This is a genomic window from Enterobacter cloacae complex sp. 2021EL-01169 (genome assembly GCF_020733125.1).
In the GTDB taxonomy this organism is placed as follows: Bacteria; Pseudomonadota; Gammaproteobacteria; order Enterobacterales; family Enterobacteriaceae; genus Enterobacter; species Enterobacter roggenkampii.
Genome location: NZ_JAJFTC010000010.1, coordinates 106,538 through 124,774, shown reverse-complemented (window position 1 = coordinate 124,774; position 18,237 = coordinate 106,538). Strand labels below are relative to the sequence as shown.

Here is an 18,237-nt window from a genome sequence, read left to right as displayed (position 1 = left end):
GGGGCTGTTGCCGGGTGGCGCTGCGCTTACCCGGCCTACGAATAGCGCACCTGTAGGCCGGGTAAGGCATAGCCGCCACCCGGCAAAACGAATCGCGAGGCCAACATGATCCACGTACAAAACGTAAGTAAGACCTTTGTGCTCCACCAGCAAAACGGCGTGCGCCTGCCGGTGCTGCAAAATGCCTCGCTGGAGGTTAATCGCGGCGAATGCGTGGTGCTGCACGGCCACTCCGGCAGCGGAAAATCGACCCTGCTGCGCTCCCTTTACGCCAACTATCTGCCCGACGAAGGCCATATTCATATTCGCCACGGCGATGAATGGATCGACCTGGTGCAGGCCCCGGCGCGTAAGGTGCTGGAGGTACGCCGCTCGACGATCGGCTGGGTGAGCCAGTTTCTGCGGGTGATCCCGCGGATCTCCGCCCTGGACGTGGTGATGCAGCCCTTGCTGGATCTTGGCGTACCGCGCGAAACCTGTGCCGCCAAAGCCGCCAGCCTGCTGACGCGCCTGAACGTGCCCGAGCGCCTGTGGCACCTTGCCCCGTCGACCTTTTCCGGCGGCGAGCAGCAGCGCGTCAACATCGCCCGCGGCTTTATCGTCGACTACCCGATTTTACTTCTGGATGAACCCACCGCCTCGCTCGACGCTAAAAACAGCGCGGCCGTGGTGGCGCTGATCGAACAGGCCAAAGCGCGCGGCGCGGCGATCGTCGGGATCTTCCACGACGAGAGCGTTCGCACCCGCGTCGCGGACAGGCTGCACCCAATGGGGACTCCCGCATGATTATCAATAACGTCAAGCTGGTACTGGACAATGAGGTGGTTGACGGCTCGATTGAGATCCAGGACGGAACAATCCGCGCGTTTGCTGAAACCCAGAGCCGCTCGCCCGAGGCGATGGACGGTGAAGGCGGCTGGCTGCTGCCGGGGCTGATCGAACTGCATACCGATAATCTGGACAAGTTCTTCACTCCCCGCCCGAAGGTAGACTGGCCCGCGCATTCAGCGATGAGCAGCCACGACGCGCTGATGGTCGCCAGCGGCATCACCACCGTACTGGACGCGGTGGCCATCGGTGACGTGCGCGACGGCGGCGACCGTCTGGAGAACCTGGAGAAGATGATCAACGCCGTCGAGGAGACGCAAAAGCGCGGCCTCAACCGCGCCGAGCACCGCCTGCACCTGCGCTGCGAGCTACCGCACCACACTACCCTGCCGCTGTTTGAAAAGCTGGTCGGCCGCGAGCCGGTGTCGCTGGTCTCCCTGATGGACCACTCGCCGGGGCAGCGTCAGTTCGCCAACATTGAAAAATATCGCGAATACTATCAGGGCAAATATTCCCTCAGCGACGCGGAGATGGCCCGTTATGAAGAAGAGCAGCTGGCGCTTGCGGCACGGTGGTCGCAGCCTAACCGTATCCGAATTGCGGCGATGTGCCGGGACCGCAATATCGCGCTGGCCAGCCATGACGATGCCACGCACGATCACGTGCTCGAATCCCACCAGCTTGGCAGCGTGATCGCCGAATTTCCCACCACGTTCGAGGCGGCTGAAGCCTCCCGCAAGCACGGCATGAACGTGCTGATGGGCGCACCGAACATCGTGCGCGGCGGCTCGCACTCCGGCAACGTTGCGGCAAGCAAGCTCGCGTCCCTCGGCCTGCTGGATATTCTCTCGTCCGACTACTACCCCGCCAGCCTGCTCGACGCGGCGTTCCGGGTGGCCGACGACGAGGGCAACCGCTTTACGCTGCCGCAGGCGATTCGCCTGGTGACGAAAAACCCGGCCTCGGCGCTTAACTTGCAGGATCGCGGCGAGATAGCCGAAGGCAAGCGGGCGGATTTGGTGCTGGCCCACCGCAAGGGCGAGCACATCCATATTGACCACGTCTGGCGTCAGGGAAAAAGGGTGTTCTGATGGGAAGACTTATCTGGTTAATGGGGCCGTCCGGCTCCGGTAAGGACAGCCTGCTGTCCGCCTTACGGCAGCAGGAGCATCCGCAACTGCTGGTGGCGCACCGGTACATTACCCGCGCGGCCAATGCGGGGAGTGAAAACCATATCGCCCTGAGCGAGCAGGAGTTTTTTACCCGTGCCGGGCAAAATCTGCTGGCGCTGAGCTGGCACGCCAACGGCTATTACTATGGGATCGGCATCGAGACCGATCTGTGGCTGCATGCGGGGTTCGACGTGCTGGTCAACGGTTCACGGGCGCACCTTTCGCAAGCGCGCGCCCGCTATGGGGCGGCCCTGCTGCCGGTTTGCCTGCAGGTTTCACCGGACGTCCTGCGCAGCCGGTTGCAGAGCCGGGGTCGTGAATCCGCCCGTGAGATCGATCAGCGGCTTGCGCGTGCGGCGCGCTACACCCCGTCCGACTGCCATATCCTTAATAACGACGGAAGTTTGCTACAGTCAGTCGAGACCTTTTTATCGCTTATCCGTCAGAAGGAGAAACAGCATGCCTGACTGCACGCTTCGCCCCGCCACCGCCGACGATGCGCAAATCGTCTATGCGTTAATCTGCGAATTAAAGCAGGCCGAATTTGATCGCCAGGCGTTTCACGCGGGCTATCTTGCCAATCTGCAGGATCACAACATGCGCTACCAGCTTGCCGAACTGGACGGGCAGGTCATCGGCATGATCGGCCTGCACATGCAGTTTCACCTCCACCACGCACGCTGGATCGGCGAGATCCAGGAGCTGGTGGTGATGCCGCAGGCGCGCGGGTTAAAGGTGGGCAGCCAGCTGCTGGCCTGGGCGGAAGGGGTGGCACGAGAGGCCGGTGCGGAGCTGACCGAACTCTCCACCAGCGTGAAGCGCACCGACGCCCACCGTTTTTACGTCCGTGAAGGATATACGCAGAGCCATTTCCGATTCACCAAACCGCTGTAGAGGTGCGTTATGAGTCTGACAATCACGTTAACAGGAACCGGAAGCGCGCAACTCGTGCCGGTCTTTGGCTGCGACTGCGCGGCGTGCCGCCGGGCGCGCCTGCAGGAGACCTATCGCCGTCGCCCCTGTAGCGCGGTGGTCAAATTCAACGATGCGGTGACCCTGCTGGATGCCGGTATTCCACACCTGATGGACGACTGGGCCGCAGGCAGCTTTCAGCAGTTTTTGCTGACCCATTACCATATGGATCACGTCCAGGGACTCTTCCCCCTGCGCTGGGGCGTGGGCGCGACAATCCCCGTCTACGGTCCGCCGGATGAGGTGGGCTGTGACGACCTGTTTAAACATCCGGGGATTCTGGATTTCAGCCACACGGTCGAACCGTTTGTGATGTTTGAACTTCAGGGAATGCGGGTCACGCCGCTGCCGCTCAACCATTCGAAACTGACCTTCGGGTATCTGCTGGAATCGGCCCACAGCCGCGTGGCCTGGCTGTCCGACACCGCCGGGCTGCCGGAAAAAACGGTGAAGTTCCTGCTCAACAATCAGCCGCAGGCGATGATTATCGACTGCAGCCACGAACCGCGCGACGAGACGCCGCGAAACCATTGCGACTTAAATACCGTGATGGCGTTAAACGAAGTGATTGGCTGCCCGCAGGTGATCCTGACGCACATTAGCCATCAGTTTGACGTGTGGATGATGGATAACCCGCTGCCGTCCGGCATTGAAGCGGGGTATGACGGGATGGTGCTGGTTCTCGACTGAGTTTTGCCGGGTGGCGGCTGCGCCTTACCCGGCCTACGCGCCAGGGTTTTGCAGGCCTGCGTCAGCGAAGCGTCACCAGGCTTTAGCCTCGATCGTAATCGTCTTCTAACCTGCGCTCATCCTCTTCCAGACGGCGTCTGTCGTCATCCAGCTGGCGCTGACGCTCATCTAAACGGCGGCGTCTGTCTTCAAGCTGCCGACGGCGATCGTCATACTGACGGCTATCCATGCGACGGTTATCGTCATAACGATCGTCATCATCGTTGCTGCGGCTGCTGCTGGGGTTATAGGCATCGTTGATCGCCTGCTGAATGTTGCCAATGGCGTCATCAATCACATCGGCATGCGCCAGCTGGCTGGTGAGTGACAGCAGACCAAATAACAGAGCGGTAGAGTAACGTTTCATAATGCCAGACTCGCAGGTGAACTGGCTTTACGATAATGAACGGCGGGAAGCCGGGGTAGCGGAGGAATCTCAAATTACCATCACTCTCCGCAGCGCCTGCGCCAGCTGCACCCGCGTAAACGGCTTGCGCAGTAGCTGAACGTCCGGCAGCTGAGGATTATGCGTGGGCCGTAAATCCTGTCCGCTGATCAGCAGCACCGGAAGCTGCGGATAGTGGCTGCGCACATGGCTAATCACCTCGGCTCCGCTCAGGCTTCCCGGCAACATCAGGTCGCTGATAAACATGCCAATATCCGGCGACGCCGCCAGAATGTTCAGCGCCTGCTCGCCGTTTTCCGCTTCGAGCGTCAGGTAGCCAAGCTGGTGCAGCTGCTCGCACAGGGTCTGACGGACATCGGCTTCATCTTCCAGCACCAGTACCAGCCGCTCGCTATCGACGGAGGCGGTGGCAGAGAGCGTTTCATCTTCAGGAACTACAGGTAGCGTCGATCGCGGAAGGTGAAGCCGGACGGTCGTCCCCTGCCCCGGCGCGCTCTCGATCTCCACGCGGCCGCCGGACTGGCGGACAAAGCCGTAGACCATCGACAGGCCTAACCCGCTCCCGCTCCCGGTCTGTTTGGTGGTGAAGAACGGCTCAAAGACGCGGGATTTCACCTCCTGAGACATCCCGCAGCCGCGGTCAATGACCTCCAGCGCCACCATATCCTGCCTGCGCCCGTCGCTGCGGGTGACGCGCTGATTCCAGGTGCGGATTTTTATCACCCCGCTTTGCCCTTCCATTGCATCGCGTGCGTTCATCACCAGGTTTATGATGGCGTTTTCCAGCTGGCTAACGTCTATCCAGGCGGGCCATGCCGGGGATTGCGCTTCGATCTCCAGGGTCAGGGTGGCAGGGAGGGAGTGACGCAGCAGTTCCCGGAGGTTCTCCAGCAGCGGCTGCATCTCTACCGCATGCGGGGTCAGGGATTGCTTGCGAGAAAACGCCAGCAGGCGCTGGGTCAGCAAGGCGCCACGCTCGGCCGCCTTCAGCGCCCGGGTAATGCGCGGCGCGTCGTTTGATTCGGGGTCGGTTAGCTCAAGGCTGCCGATGATCACCGCCAGCAGGTTATTAAAATCATGCGCCAGCCCGCCCGTCAGCTGTCCGACGGCCTTCATTTTCTGGCTGTGCAGGAGCGCCTCTTCCAGCCCCTGACGCTCAATGCGGTCGATCTCCATCTGCGTGGTCTTCTCTTTCAACAGGCGCGTGGTGTGCTCAAGCGAGGCGGTGTTGCGGGCAAAAACGTTAAACGCGCGCGCCAGTTCACCCAGCTCATCACGCCGCTGCAGCGCGGGAACGGAAACATCCTGTTCGCCGTGAGCAAGGCGTGACATCGCCCGGGAAATGGCCGTCAGGTTGGAGGCCAGATGGCGGTAGATATACCAGCAGGCACACCCGGTGATGATCAGCGCCAGCACGGCGAAAATGGTGATAAATACGCTGATGGATTGCAGTTCGTGATGGCTCTGGGCGGTGCGAAGCCGGGAGGCCTGCGCCACCTGCTCAACGTACTGATTAATATCGCTGTTGAGGATCGCCACCAGCGCCTTGATGTGGAACATGTACCAGCTTATCGCCAGATCGCTCTCCTCCAGCTGCTTCGACAGCGGGGCGAGCTGACCTAGCTCGGCATTAAAATCAGGCAGAACCGCCTTCACGACCGGCTGTGCGGCACTCCGGGGCAGCATCGCGGCCACCGCGTCCAGCTGCTGAACGGTTGCGCGCGGCGAGGGGGTGTCGATGGCGGCGGCGATCAGCCGGTCCATCTCCATCAGCTGCTGCGCATCCGGAACATTGCTGCCATAGCGGCGGTTGATGTCCTGCAGATGACGCAGGTAGCTCTGGCTTTGGTACAGCGAGCTCAGCAGCGCGTTACGCTCCAGATGGCGTCGCTGTCCGCGCTCCAGCATCTCCGTCACGCTCTGCTGTAGCTCATTGCTTCGTTGAATAATACGCGCCACCAGGGCTGGCTCCTGCTGCGCCAGCGGCGCCTCCGCAAGCTGCTCCAGCGAGTGGCGCAGGGCCATTTGCGTCTGCTTCAGGCGCTCGGCTTCACCTTTGTACTCGAGCGCCCCCACCACCTGCGAGAGCCGCACCGCCGCCGTTGCCACGCTGGCGGTGTCGCGGGCCAGGTTCATGCTGCCGGTCATGTCGTCCAGCGTTTGCTGCTGGACCTGCTCCTGGATTTGGCTGGCGTGGCGGAAGCCGAGCACCGCCACGCCGCTCACCATCAGCGTCACGGCGACCACCAGCAGATTGAAAATCAGCAGGCGGCCTCGGGCGCTGGCGAAGAACGGGGGGCGTGATGGCATGGGGTTGGGCTCCTGTGCGGTTTGGTGCCCTCACCCTGGCCCTCTCCCACAGGGAGAGGGAAAAGGAAAATGTGATGGCGATTAGCTATTCATAACTATGACAAATATGAACAGCTTCTGACATTTTGCATTTACGCACCTGTGATGAAGTGCAGAAATCGGCATTCACAGGAGATCCGCCATGAGCAGAACCCCGGTATTAGAGATGCGCAGCATTGCCAAAACGTTTGGCAGTTTCCACGCGCTCAAGGGTGTGGATTTGACGGTCTTTGCCGGTGAGATCCACGCGCTGATGGGTGAAAACGGCGCAGGCAAAAGCACGCTGATGAAAATCCTTGCGGGCGCCTATACCGCCACCGGCGGCGAGATCCTGATCGACGGCCAGCCGTTTCACATTAAAGGGCCGAAGGATGCGCTGGCCGCAGGCATCACGCTGATTTACCAGGAGATGCAGCTCGCGCCCAATTTGACCGTAGCCGAAAATATCTTCCTCGGCAGCGAGCTGTCGCGCGGCGGGCTGGTCCAGCGCAAGGAGATGGCCGCCCAGGCGCAGGCGGTGATTGACCGCCTCGGCGCGCAGTTTAGCGCCACCGATCTGGTGATGAAGCTCACCATCGCCGAACAGCAGCAGGTGGAAATTGCCCGCGCGCTGCACCGCAACAGCCGCATTCTGGTGATGGATGAACCCACCGCCGCCCTCTCCTCCCGCGAAACCCATCGCCTGTTTGAACTGATTTTGCGCCTGCGCGATGAAGGGATGGCGATCATCTATATCAGCCACCGCATGGCGGAGGTCTATGAACTCTCTGACCGCGTCAGCGTTCTGCGCGACGGGCAGTACGTCGGGAGCCTGACGCGCGACAAGCTGAACGCGTCGGAACTGGTGAAGATGATGGTGGGCCGCCCGCTAAGCGACCTGTTCAACAAGGAGCGTGATATTCCCCTCGGCAGCCCGCGTCTCAACGTCCACCACCTCACCGACGGTAAAAAAGTACAGCCGTGCAGCCTGCAGGTGCGTTCCGGCGAAATCGTCGGGCTGGCGGGACTGGTCGGGGCCGGACGTTCCGAGCTGGCACAGCTTATCTTCGGCGTGCGTAAAGCCACGGGCGGCATGATTGAGGTCGACGGCGAGCCGGTGGTGATCCACTCCCCGCGCGCGGCCATCGAAAATGGCATCGGTTTTCTCACCGAGAACCGCAAGGAGCAGGGGCTGTTTCTGGAGCTGGCGGCGCAGGAGAACATCACTATGGCGACGCTGGAGCGCGACGCCACCTTCGGCTGGCTGAACCGCAAAAAAGCCCAGTCCATTTCCGATGACGCCATTGCCCTGCTCAATATCCGCGTGCCCCATTCGCAGGTGCGCGCAGGCGGTCTTTCCGGCGGCAACCAGCAAAAACTGCTCATCTCCCGCTGGGTCGCCATCGGCCCGCGCATTCTGATTCTGGACGAACCCACGCGCGGCGTGGACGTCGGCGCAAAAAGCGAGATCTACCGCATCATGAACCAGATGGCGCGCAAAGGCGTGGCGATCCTGATGATCTCCAGCGAGCTGCCGGAAGTGGTGGGCATGAGCGACCGGGTTTACGTGATGCGGGAAGGCAGCATCGCGGGCGAGCTTCACGGGCGTGACATCTCTCAGGAAAACATTATGACGCTGGCAACCGGCGTGAACGACACTCATCATCAGGCGGTGCAATCATGACAACTCCAACCCAACCGCAGCAGGTGGCGAAATCCGCCTCCGCCAAAAAAATGCTGATGAGCGATCTGATGCAAACGGTCGGTATTTTGCCGATTCTGATCCTGATTGTGGCGGTTTTTGGCTTTATTGCGCCCAACTTCTTCACTGAGAGCAACCTGCTCAACATCACCCGTCAGGCGTCGATCAACATCGTGCTGGCGGCGGGAATGACCTTTATTATCCTCACCGGCGGGATTGACCTCTCGGTGGGGTCGATTCTCGGCACCACGGCGGTGGCGGCGATGGTGGTGTCGCTCATTCCCGAATTCGCCGGGCTGTCCATTCCGGCCGCGCTGATGCTCGGCATGGTGCTGGGCCTGTTCAACGGCGCACTGGTGGCCTTTGCCGGACTGCCCCCCTTCATCGTCACGCTCGGCACCTATACGGCGCTGCGCGGCGCGGCCTATCTGCTGGCCGACGGCACGACGGTCATTAACTCCAACATCAACTTCGAGTGGATCGGCAATAACTACCTCGGCCCGATCCCCTGGCTGGTGGCGATCGCCCTGGCGGTCATTGTGGTGTGCTGGTTCATCCTACGCCGCACCACGCTCGGCGTTCACATCTACGCCGTGGGCGGCAACATGCAGGCGGCGCGCTTAACGGGCATTAAGGTCTGGCTGGTGCTGCTGTTTGTCTACGGCATGAGCGGCCTGCTCTCCGGCCTCGGCGGGGTGATGAGCGCCTCGCGCCTCTACAGCGCCAACGGCAACCTCGGCACGGGTTACGAGCTGGATGCAATTGCGGCGGTGATCCTCGGCGGCACCAGCTTCGTCGGCGGGATCGGCACGATCACCGGCACGCTCGTCGGTGCCTTGATCATCGCCACCCTCAACAACGGCATGACGCTGATGGGCGTCTCCTACTTCTGGCAGCTGGTGATCAAAGGGGCGGTGATCATCATTGCGGTGCTGATCGACAAATACCGTACCCGACACCATCAAAGTGCATAACAACAATACCCTACGAGTGAGGAAGACAAGATGCGTTTGAAACCCTTAGTGACCGCGCTCTGTGCTGGCGCGCTGCTTGCCGCAACGCCGTTTGCGCAGGCGAAAGATCTGAAGTCCATTGGCGTGACGGTGGGCGACCTGGCTAACCCGTTCTTCGTGCAGATCACCAAAGGTGCCGAGCTGGAAGCGCGCAAACTGGCGGGCGATAACGTCAAGGTGACGCTGGTCTCCAGCGGGTACGATCTGGGCCAGCAGGTGGCGCAGATCGACAACTTCATTGCCGCGAAAGTGGACATGATCATTCTCAACGCCGCGGACTCTAAAGGGATCGGCCCGGCGGTGAAGCGCGCGAAGGACGCCGGGATTGTGGTCGTGGCGGTTGACGTGGCGGCGGAAGGGGCTGATGCCACCATCACCTCCGATAACACCCAGGCGGGTGAGATGGCCTGTAAGTACATTACCGACCGCCTGAAAGGGAAAGGCAACGTGGTGATCATCAACGGACCGCCGGTCTCTGCGGTACAAAACCGCGTAGAAGGGTGCCAGACGGAGTTCAAAAAACATCCGGATATCAAGGTGCTCTCGGATAACCAGAACGCCAAGGGCAGTCGTGAAGGCGGTCTGGAAGTCATGACCTCCCTGCTGGCGGCCAATCCGAAGATCGACGGCGTGTTTGCGATTAACGATCCGACCGCGATCGGCGCCGATCTGGCCGCGAAACAGGCTCAGCGCAATGAGTTCTTTATCGTTGGCGTGGATGGATCGCCGGACGGTGAGGAAGCGCTGAAGCGTGAAAACTCGCTGTTTGTCGCAACCCCGGCGCAGGATCCGCAGGTCATGGCGGCAAAAGCGGTGGAGATTGGCTATGACATTCTTCAGGGCAAACCTGCGCCGAAAGCGCCCGTGCTGATCCCGGTGACGATGATCGATAAAAAGAACGTCGGTACCTATAAGGGTTGGACGGTTAAATGATCCTTTTCCCTCTCCCGCAGGGAGAGGGAACTGTTTTCAAGGAGTCCCCATGAAACGCTCCGACATCAATGAAATCCTCGGCCACACGCGGCAGTTTTTCTCCATGCACGACGTTCATCTCCCGCCTTTTGCCAGCTTTCCGCCAACGAAATGGCAGCAGCTAGACCAGGCCGCATGGCAGGAAGTGTTCGACCTCAAGCTCGGCTGGGACGTGACGGCGTTCGGCGACAACAACTTTGCCGCTGAGGGCCTGACGCTGTTCACCCTGCGCAACGGCTCGCCCAACGGCGTGCCTTATGAAAAAAGCTATGCCGAAAAAATCATGCACGTGCGCGACGGCCAGGTGACGCCGATGCATTTTCACTGGCGCAAGCGCGAAGACATCATCAACCGGGGCGGCGGGAATCTGATCATTGAGTTATGGAATGCGGGAGCGCATGAAGAGACGGAAAACACCGACGTGACCGTCACCGTCGACGGCTGCCGCCAGACCCACGCCCCCGGCAGCCAGCTGCGCCTCACGCCAGGGGAAAGCATCTGCCTGACGCCCACTCTTTACCACAGTTTCTGGGGCGAACGCGGCTTCGGCGACGTGCTGGTGGGCGAAGTCTCCTCGGTTAATGACGATGAACACGACAACCACTTTTTGCAGCCCGTTGCCCGCTATAACAACATCGAAGAAGACGAACCGGCGCTGCTGGTGCTGTGCAACGAGTACAACCTGTTTCGGATATAAGGGGTGAATGATGCCATTGATTTCTCTTGCCGACGGTCTTGCGCACGCCAGACAACACCGCTATGCGCTGGGCGCGTTTAACGTGCTCGACTCCCACTTCCTGCGCGCGCTATTCGCCGCCGCAAAGCAGGAACGCTCGCCGTTTATCATCAACATCGCGGAAGTGCATTTTAAGTACGTGTCACTGGATTCCCTTGTCGAAGCGGTGAAGTTCGAAGCCGCCCGTCACGCTATTCCCGTGGTGCTTAACCTTGACCACGGCCTGCATTTTGACGCCGTCGTGCGCGCCCTGCGCTTAGGGTTCAGCTCCGTGATGTTCGATGGCTCTACGCTGAGCTATGAGGAAAATGTTCGCCAGACGCGGGAAGTGGTGAAGATGTGCCATGCGGTGGGCGTCTCCGTGGAGGCAGAGCTGGGCGCGGTCGGGGGGGATGAAGGGGGCGCGCTTTACGGACATGCGGATGAAGCCTTCTTCACCGATCCGCAGCTGGCGCGCGAATTTGTTGATTCAACCGGCATCGACGCGCTGGCCGTCGCCATCGGCAACGCACACGGCAAGTATAAAGGCGAGCCGAAGCTCGATTTCCCGCGTCTGGACGCCATTCGTCAGCAGACGGGGCTGCCGCTGGTTTTACACGGCGGCTCCGGGATTAGCGATGCCGACTTCCGCCGCGCCATCGAGCTGGGCATTCATAAAATCAATTTCTATACCGGCATGTCGCAGGCCGCGCTCGCCGCCGTGGAGCAGCGCATGGCGAACCGCCAGCCGCTGTACGACGAGTTTGCCGAACTACTGCTCGGCATTGAAGAAGCGATTACCGATACGGTCGCCGAACAGATGCGCATCTTCGGCAGCGCGGGGCAGGCATGATGGAACGCAAAGGCATCATCGCCGCAGGCAATATGCTGGTGGACCACGTCCACCAGATCGTGCAGTGGCCGGAGCGCGGCTGGCTGGCGGAAATCACCCACAGCGAACGCTCAACCGGCGGCGCGCCGCTCAACGTCCTGCTGACGCTGGCAAAAATGCACGTTGGCCTGCCGCTGCAGGCGGTGGGGCTGATTGGCGAAGACGGCGACGGGGACTACATTCTGGCGATGCTCGACCAGTACCACGTCAACCGCCAGCGCGTACAGCGCACCACCTTTGCGCCAACCTCCATGTCGCAGGTGATGACCGACCCCAGCGGACAGCGCACCTTTTTCCACTCGCCGGGGGCCAACCGCCTGCTGGATCTTCCCGCCTTCGATCGCTTAGACGGATCGATGAAGATCTTCCATCTCGGCTATCTCCTGCTGCTCGACAGCCTGGATATGCCCGATGACGAATTTGGCACCCGCAGCGCGCGGCTGCTGGCGCAGATGCGTGACCAGGGGTATGAAACCTCGCTCGATCTGGTTTCCCGTAAGGGCGACCCGCGCTATCAGCCGCTGGTGCTCCCTGCCCTTCGCCATCTCGACTATCTGGTGATTAACGAGCTGGAGGCCGGTGAGTTTAGCGGCCTGACAATGCGTGACGAAAACGACGCCCCGCACATTGCCCATATCGCGGACGCCGCGGCGCAGCTGCTGGCGGCCGGCGTACGCCAGCGGGTGGTGATCCACTGTCCGGAAGGCGCATGGGGAGAAGCTCGCGGTGAAGAGGGTCGCTGGATCCCGTCATGGATGCTGGAGCAGGAAGAGATTATCGGCAGCGTCGGCGCGGGCGATGCCTTTTGCGCGGGCTTTTTATACGGCTGCCATGAATCGCTCCCGCTAACAGAGAGTATTTATCTGGCGCACGCCTGCGCGCGGGCAAGCCTGCTGGCCGCCAATGCGATTGACGGCGCAAAAACGCTGGCCGAGCTGCAGGCGTTTATTCGCGAGAGCATTTAATTTAACAATAATTGCGATTTTTCATTACAGTTCTATGAATTTTATATTCCCGAACTACACTCTTTCCATCTGGCATATTCGGCGTGGGCAGCACTCTGTCCGCACGCTTTTCCGAAATGAGATAGAAAGAGGACAAGGGAAAAATGTTCGCAGTCATCATCATCGGTATTTTCATTATCAGCGTTATTTATGCGCATTCCCGCGGCAAAGAAAAACAGACGCTTTCCCGTCAGCTCTTCGACCATTCGACGTTTATGGCGCCCATCAATATGTTTATGACGGCGTTTTCTTCCCTGCCCGCCAGGCAGCCTTTCTTTGAAACAGAGCGCTTCTCGGAATTAAATAAGCTGACGGAAAACTGGCTGGTTATTCGCGAAGAGGCGCTGCGTTTGCAGCATCATATTAAGGCAGCGGAAAATAATAACGACGCCGGCTTTAACACCTTTTTTAAACGCGGCTGGAAACGTTTTTATCTGAAGTGGTATGCCGATGCCCATCCCTCCGCGCAGTCTTTATGCCCGGTGACGACCCGGCTGGTGAGTGAAATCCCTTCGGTGAAGGCGGCCATGTTTGCCGAGCTGCCGGCGGGGGCAAAGCTTGGCAAGCACCGGGATCCGTATGCGGGCTCGGTTCGTTACCATCTGGGCTTATTCACCCCGAATGACGATCGCTGCTTTATTGAAGTCGACGGGCAGCGCCACAGCTGGCGGGATGGTGAAGCCGTTATTTTTGATGAGACCTACGTCCACTGGGCAGAAAATAAATCGGATCAAACGCGCATTATTCTCTTCTGCGATATCGAGCGTCCGATGAAATGGCGCTGGGCGCAGGCGGTTAACCATTGGGTGGGAACCACGCTGATGTCTGCGGCCAGCTCACCGAATGACGAGAATGACAGCACCGGCGGCATTAACCGCATTTTTAAATACGTTCATGCGGGCCGCGAACGGGGGCAGCGCCTGAAAAAAAGGAACCGTAAGGCCTATTACGCCCTCAAGTATTTGTGCATCATTGCGATTTTTGCCGCCATCATTGTTCCGGCGATAACGTAAGCCTTATGCCGCCTGTTCGGGCCGGCTCACGTCAGTGGCAAACACATAACCCAACCCGCGGATGGTTTTGATGAGCGCAGGCTGATGCGGGTTAGCCTCTATTTTCCGGCGCAGGCGCATGATCAGCACGTCAATCGTGCGGTCGAACACGTCGGCGCTTTCGCTGTGGGTCAGCTCAAGCAGCCGATCGCGGCTCAGCACCCGGCGGGCATTTTGCGTGAGCGCCAGCAGCAGGCCGTACTCGCCCTGGGTTAAGGGCACGGTATTACGCTGCGGATCAATCAGCTCACAGCGGGTGGTATCAAGCGTCCATCCGTTAAACGCAATGCCCGCGACGGGCGCTGCGGGGGCTTCTGCCGCCAGCGCGCCCGTTCGGCGCAACACCGCTTTCACCCGGGCGACCACCACGCGCGGGTTGAACGGTTTGCCAATATAATCGTCGGCCCCCATCTCCAGCCCCACCACCACGTCTGACTCACTGCCCAGGCCGGTTAACATCACAACCGGTAGCGCCGGACGCTGCTTTTGCAGCTGCAGCAGAACCTGCAGGCCGTTGATATCCGGCAGCATCATATCCAGCAGCACAAGCGCGATATTCGGCTCCTGCTGAACCTGGCGCAGCGCATCCTGGCCGTTATGGCAGACAAGCACGCTAAAGACGTGCTCGCTCAGCACGTCCTGAAGCAGTTCGCAGACTGCCGTATCGTCATCAACCACCAGAATCGCCGGTTTCATCGTATGCTTCCGTCAGGGGATTATGTTAAGTCTGAACTATTCTGCCGTCGGCTCCAGTCAAAAGGTTTTTTCAGTGACGGAAATTCAACCCATGTCACATCCGCTGCCCTGTCGACACGTCAATTTTGACGATTGACTGCTTTTTGTCAGGGTTTTCACCCCGGATGGGCCGTAAAGTCAGGGGATACCCATACAAAAAACATGGCATAGAAGCTGCATAGTGGGTGCGAACGATTCGATTAACTGGAGCAGACTGATGAAAAAAGTCGTCACGGTTTGCCCTTATTGTGCCTCAGGTTGCAAGATCCACCTGGTGGTCGATAACGGCAAAATCGTCCGGGCGGAGGCCGCGCAGGGGAAAACCAACCAGGGCACGCTGTGCCTGAAAGGTTACTACGGCTGGGATTTTATTAACGATACCCAAATTCTTACCCCGCGCCTGAAAACCCCTATGATCCGCCGCGAGCGCGGCGGCAAGCTGGAAGCCGTCACCTGGAACGAGGCGCTGGATTATGTCGCCACGCGCCTGAGTGCCATTAAGGCCAAGTATGGCCCGGATGCCATCCAGACCACCGGCTCTTCCCGCGGGACGGGAAATGAAACCAACTATGTGATGCAAAAATTCGCGCGCGCCGTTATTGGTACCAATAACGTCGACTGCTGCGCTCGCGTCTGACACGGCCCATCGGTTGCAGGTCTGCACCAGTCGGTCGGTAACGGCGCAATGAGTAATGCCATCAACGAGATAGATAATACCGATCTCGTTTTCATCTTTGGTTATAACCCGGCGGATTCTCACCCTATCGTCGCGAACCACGTTATTCGCGCTAAACAGAATGGGGCGAAAATCATCGTCTGCGATCCGCGCAAAATTGAAACCGCGCGCATTGCGGATATGCACATTGCATTGAAAAACGGTTCAAACATCGCGCTGTTGAACGCAATGGGGCACGTCATTATTGAGGAGAACCTGTACGACCAGGCGTTTGTCGCGACCCGTACAGAAGGCTTTGAAGAGTATAAGAAAATAGTCGAGGGCTATACGCCTGAATCCGTCGAAGCGATAACCGGCGTCAGCGCGCAGGAGATTCGTCAGGCGGCCAGAATGTATGCCGGGGCAAAAACCGCCGCCATTCTCTGGGGTATGGGCGTGACCCAGTTCTACCAGGGCGTGGAAACCGTGCGCTCGCTCACCAGCCTCGCGATGCTGACCGGTAATCTGGGTAAAGCCCACGTTGGCGTGAACCCGGTGCGTGGTCAGAATAACGTGCAGGGCGCCTGCGATATGGGCGCGCTGCCGGATACTTATCCGGGCTACCAGTACGTGAAGTTCCCGGAAAACCGCGCCAAGTTCGCGAAGGCGTGGGGCGTGGAAAGCCTGCCGGAACATACCGGGTATCGCATCAGCGAGCTGCCGCACCGCGCGGCGCATGGCGAAGTGCGTGCGGCCTATATCATGGGTGAAGATCCGCTTCAGACCGACGCCGAGCTCTCTGCAGTGCGTAAAGGGTTTGAGGATCTGGAGCTGGTGATTGTCCAGGATATCTTCATGACCAAAACCGCGGCGGCGGCGGATGTCATTTTACCGTCGACCTCCTGGGGCGAGCATGAAGGCGTCTACACGGCGGCCGACCGCGGCTTCCAGCGCTTCTTCAAGGCGGTCGAGCCGAAGTGGGATCTGAAAACGGACTGGCAGATCATCAGTGAAATCGCCACCCGCATGGGCTACCCGATGCACTACAACAACACCCAGGAGATCTGGGATGAGTTGCGCAGCCTGTGTCCGGACTTCTACGGCGCCACCTATGAAAAAATGGGTGAGCTGGGATACATCCAGTGGCCGTGCCGGGACGAGTCGGAGGCCGATCAGGGGACGTCCTATCTCTTTAAGGAGAAATTCGACACCCCGAACGGGCTGGCGCAGTTCTTCACCTGCGACTGGGTCGCGCCGATCGATAAACTCACCGATGAGTATCCGATGGTGCTCTCCACCGTACGCGAAGTGGGCCATTACTCCTGTCGTTCGATGACCGGAAACTGCGCCGCGCTGGCGGCGCTGGCGGACGAGCCCGGCTATGCGCAAATCAACACCGCCGATGCGGAACGCCTTGGTATTGAGGACGAGGCGCTGGTGTGGGTGAATTCGCGCAAAGGGCGGATCATCACCCGTGCGCAGGTCAGCGATCGTCCAAACAAAGGGGCGGTCTATATGACCTATCAGTGGTGGATTGGTGCCTGCAACGAGCTGGTAACGGAGAACTTAAGCCCGATAACCAAAACGCCGGAGTATAAATACTGCGCCGTCAACGTTGAGCCGATTGCGGATCAGCACGCAGCGGAACAGTACGTGATCGACGAATATAACAAGCTGAAAGCCCGACTGCGCGAAAGCGCAATGGGTTGAAACCGTTAATTTATCGTTGAATAAAGGGAGTGAAATATTCACTCCCTTTTTATTTTCTATTAATTCATAAGAAATAGAAATTATCATTCTGGAAAGCGGCTCGCAGAAATAATGTAATTTTCGCGAAAAGGAATTACATCTTTGCATTTTAATTCAGAGGGATAAGATGTGCGGCGGGTGCTTAAGACTTTCTGTCTTGAGCATTGTTGAGGGACAGAAAGTGGAAAGCCCCGGGAAATTTGCATTCACCCGAGGCGACCCCTCAACACCCAACAGGTTGAGAGTAGCCTCTTATTCTTTTTTACACAAGGAGTAAAAGGCATGACGCCATTAAAAACTGCGTTAGGCATCGTCTTTATTGTTTGCCTGACGATAGTGATCTTTACCTTTATTACTCGCGGCAGGCTCTGCGAGTTTTCAATAAAGAGTGAGCATCAGGAGGTGGCGGCTAAATTAGCCTGCAACCCAGGCTAACCTCTACGGGCGGAACAACGGTTCCGCCCGGCTTGTAGGATGCTGAGGTCTTAATGCACCCATTTTTTTCTTTTGCGCCCGCGATTATACTGCGCGGCGTGTACCCAGATGATAAGAATCCATGAAAGCCATTTTTCTGTTGTTAGTGTTTTTAACGTCCTTCGCCCGCGCCGATGAGATAGGCAGCCAGTATCGGAAACAGGCGGAAGCCGGTGATGCGCGTGCCCAGTATTATCTTGCCGATACGTACTTCAGCTCCGGCGACAGCAAGCAGGCCGCGCTGTGGGCCGAGAAAGCCGCGAAAGGCGGCGATGTCGACGCCATGGGGTTGCTCTCGCAAATCCTCTTTACGCAGGGCGATTACACACAGGCCAAAGCCCTGGCCCAACAGGCAAACATTGCTGGCAGCAAACGCGGCGCGATCATGCTGGCGCGCATTCTGGTGAATACTCAGGCGGGAAAAACGGACTATCCCCAGGCCATCAGACTGCTGCACACGGCAACCGAAGATATCGACAGCGACTCTGCGGTCGATGCACAGCTGCTGCTGGGGCTGATTTATGCCAACGGCGTCGAGGTAGCGCAGGATGACGTGCAGGCCGCCTCGTGGTTCAAGCGGAGTTCAGCCCTTTCGCGCACCGGCTACGCCGAGTACTGGGCTGGGATGTTGTTCAGGCAGGGTGAGAAAGGCTTTATCGCGCCCAATAAACAGAAAGCGCTGTACTGGTTAAACCTGAGCTGTACGGAAGGGTTTGATACGGGGTGCGAAGAGTTTGATGCGTTGAGCGGGGAGTAAACCATTGCCCGGTGGCGCTGCGCTTACCGGGCCTACGGCTTGTGTAGGCCGGGTAAGGCGAAGCCGCCACCCGGCTTTTTAC

General features: G+C 59.2%; 18 protein-coding genes. 15 read left to right on the top strand and 3 right to left on the bottom strand.

Features of this window, described 5'->3' with window-relative positions; genetic code table 11:
- Positions 1-105: 105 nt before the first annotated feature.
- Genes phnL through phnP form a run of 5 tightly spaced genes read left to right on the top strand, consistent with a single transcriptional unit; the run spans position 106 to position 3,662 of the window.
- Positions 106-786 (top strand): phosphonate C-P lyase system protein PhnL, encoded by a 681-nt coding sequence (phnL, locus tag LLF79_RS20365; RefSeq protein ID WP_044597300.1) that lies wholly within the window; start codon positions 106-108, stop codon positions 784-786.
- Positions 783-1,919, top strand: coding sequence for an alpha-D-ribose 1-methylphosphonate 5-triphosphate diphosphatase (gene phnM / locus LLF79_RS20360; RefSeq protein ID WP_227880283.1), 1,137 nt, complete (start codon positions 783-785; stop codon positions 1,917-1,919). Before phnL ends, phnM begins: the two co-directional genes overlap by 4 nt.
- Entirely contained in the window at positions 1,916-2,467 is a 552-nt protein-coding gene (gene phnN, locus LLF79_RS20355; protein ID WP_031275336.1) for a ribose 1,5-bisphosphokinase, read from the top strand. Before phnM ends, phnN begins: the two co-directional genes overlap by 4 nt.
- Positions 2,460-2,894: an aminoalkylphosphonate N-acetyltransferase gene (gene phnO, locus LLF79_RS20350; protein WP_045371472.1), complete on the top strand. Its 435-nt coding sequence runs from the start codon at positions 2,460-2,462 to the stop codon at positions 2,892-2,894. Before phnN ends, phnO begins: the two co-directional genes overlap by 8 nt.
- A 9-nt stretch (positions 2,895-2,903) precedes the next feature.
- Positions 2,904-3,662 carry a phosphonate metabolism protein PhnP gene (phnP, locus tag LLF79_RS20345; RefSeq protein WP_045418002.1) on the top strand — a complete coding sequence of 253 codons (759 nt, stop codon included), beginning with the start codon at positions 2,904-2,906 and terminating at the stop codon, positions 3,660-3,662.
- A gap of 82 nt (positions 3,663-3,744) precedes the next feature.
- Here phnP and yjdP read toward each other — a convergent pair whose 3' ends face one another.
- A complete protein-coding gene (gene yjdP / locus LLF79_RS20340) occupies positions 3,745-4,068 on the bottom strand; it encodes a DDRRRQL repeat protein YjdP (protein ID WP_008500050.1) in 324 nt (107 codons plus the stop codon).
- 69 nt (positions 4,069-4,137) lie between these two features.
- Positions 4,138-6,417 carry an ATP-binding protein gene (locus LLF79_RS20335; RefSeq protein ID WP_227880282.1) on the bottom strand — a complete coding sequence of 760 codons (2,280 nt, stop codon included), beginning with the start codon at positions 6,415-6,417 and terminating at the stop codon, positions 4,138-4,140.
- 181 nt (positions 6,418-6,598) lie between these two features.
- Between LLF79_RS20335 and LLF79_RS20330 the strand changes: the two genes are divergently transcribed.
- The 7 genes from LLF79_RS20330 (at position 6,599) to lpxO (ending at position 13,746) form a co-directional block, all read left to right on the top strand.
- A complete protein-coding gene (locus tag LLF79_RS20330; protein ID WP_021242933.1) occupies positions 6,599-8,119 on the top strand; it encodes a sugar ABC transporter ATP-binding protein in 1,521 nt (506 codons plus the stop codon).
- A complete protein-coding gene (locus tag LLF79_RS20325) occupies positions 8,116-9,111 on the top strand; it encodes a ribose ABC transporter permease (RefSeq protein WP_023293503.1) in 996 nt (331 codons plus the stop codon). Before LLF79_RS20330 ends, LLF79_RS20325 begins: the two co-directional genes overlap by 4 nt.
- 30 nt (positions 9,112-9,141) lie before the next feature.
- Positions 9,142-10,083, top strand: coding sequence for an ABC transporter substrate-binding protein (locus LLF79_RS20320; protein WP_021242935.1), 942 nt, complete (start codon positions 9,142-9,144; stop codon positions 10,081-10,083).
- A 49-nt stretch (positions 10,084-10,132) separates the two neighbouring features.
- Positions 10,133-10,819, top strand: coding sequence for a D-lyxose/D-mannose family sugar isomerase (locus LLF79_RS20315; protein WP_139963250.1), 687 nt, complete (start codon positions 10,133-10,135; stop codon positions 10,817-10,819).
- Positions 10,820-10,829: 10 nt separating this feature from the next.
- A complete protein-coding gene (locus tag LLF79_RS20310) occupies positions 10,830-11,690 on the top strand; it encodes a ketose 1,6-bisphosphate aldolase (RefSeq protein ID WP_219984169.1) in 861 nt (286 codons plus the stop codon).
- A complete protein-coding gene (locus LLF79_RS20305; RefSeq protein WP_023293506.1) occupies positions 11,687-12,694 on the top strand; it encodes a carbohydrate kinase family protein in 1,008 nt (335 codons plus the stop codon). Before LLF79_RS20310 ends, LLF79_RS20305 begins: the two co-directional genes overlap by 4 nt.
- Positions 12,695-12,837: 143 nt before the next feature.
- Positions 12,838-13,746, top strand: coding sequence for a lipid A hydroxylase LpxO (gene lpxO / locus LLF79_RS20300; protein WP_227880281.1), 909 nt, complete (start codon positions 12,838-12,840; stop codon positions 13,744-13,746).
- Between the two features lie 3 nt (positions 13,747-13,749).
- On the opposite strand, the gene LLF79_RS20295 is transcribed toward lpxO, so the two are convergent.
- Positions 13,750-14,481, bottom strand: a complete 732-nt coding sequence (locus tag LLF79_RS20295) for a response regulator (RefSeq protein WP_021242940.1) — start codon at positions 14,479-14,481, stop codon at positions 13,750-13,752.
- Positions 14,482-14,737: 256 nt separating this feature from the next.
- On the opposite strand from LLF79_RS20295, the gene fdhF reads away from it, so the two are divergent.
- The 3 genes from fdhF (at position 14,738) to LLF79_RS20280 (ending at position 18,155) form a co-directional block, all read left to right on the top strand.
- Positions 14,738-16,885 (top strand): formate dehydrogenase subunit alpha, encoded by a 2,148-nt coding sequence (gene fdhF, locus LLF79_RS20290; protein WP_084832132.1) that lies wholly within the window; start codon positions 14,738-14,740, stop codon positions 16,883-16,885.
- A 321-nt stretch (positions 16,886-17,206) separates the two neighbouring features.
- A complete protein-coding gene (locus tag LLF79_RS20285; RefSeq protein ID WP_008500037.1) occupies positions 17,207-17,359 on the top strand; it encodes a Hok/Gef family protein in 153 nt (50 codons plus the stop codon).
- 121 nt (positions 17,360-17,480) lie between these two features.
- A complete protein-coding gene (locus tag LLF79_RS20280; protein ID WP_227880280.1) occupies positions 17,481-18,155 on the top strand; it encodes a tetratricopeptide repeat protein in 675 nt (224 codons plus the stop codon).
- Positions 18,156-18,237 lie beyond the last annotated feature (82 nt).